The following is a 495-nucleotide window of genomic DNA, read 5'->3' as shown; positions in this document are numbered from 1 at the left end:
GATTGACGGGTCTGCCATAGCGGCGGCGCAGGATATCGGGATCAGCGGGTCTTCGGTTGCGTTCACGACCGAGCAGAACAGCACTACCCAGTCCGCGATGCACAAGGACAAGAGTATCGGCGTGACGGGTGGAATCTCGCCTGATTCGATGGTTGGTCAGGCGATCAATGGCGCCCTTGGGGCGAAACAGTCGGGAACGGGTGTGCAATCGGCTCTGAGCGGGATCCAGACGGGTCTTGGAGAGGCGATGTCCGCCATTGGGGGCGCGACCAGCAACAACATTATTGGCGCGCAGGTTTCGGTTGGGTTCTCCAGCAACAAGAGCCGGTCGAGCGAGACCCGGACGACGGTACAGGGTTCGACAGCGTCAGCTGGTGGTTCATTGTCGATTGTTGCACGGGGCGATAATACCGGTGATGCGGGCAATGGTGATGTGCATGCGACGGCAGCCCATCTGTCTGGGCAAGATGTTGACGTTCATGCGAGCCGGGACAT

Annotated in this window: 1 protein-coding gene; it reads left to right on the top strand. The window is 60.0% G+C overall.

All coding sequences use genetic code 11. The features are described 5' to 3' along the window. On the top strand, positions 1-495 hold a 495-nt coding region (locus tag Abin_RS15480), incomplete at both ends, for a hemagglutinin repeat-containing protein (protein ID WP_048848583.1).

This window comes from Acetobacter indonesiensis, assembly GCF_000963945.1.
GTDB classification, from domain to species: domain Bacteria; phylum Pseudomonadota; class Alphaproteobacteria; order Acetobacterales; family Acetobacteraceae; genus Acetobacter; species Acetobacter indonesiensis.
Note: the sequence above shows the minus strand (reverse complement) of the source record. Positions and strands in the feature narration are given on the sequence as shown.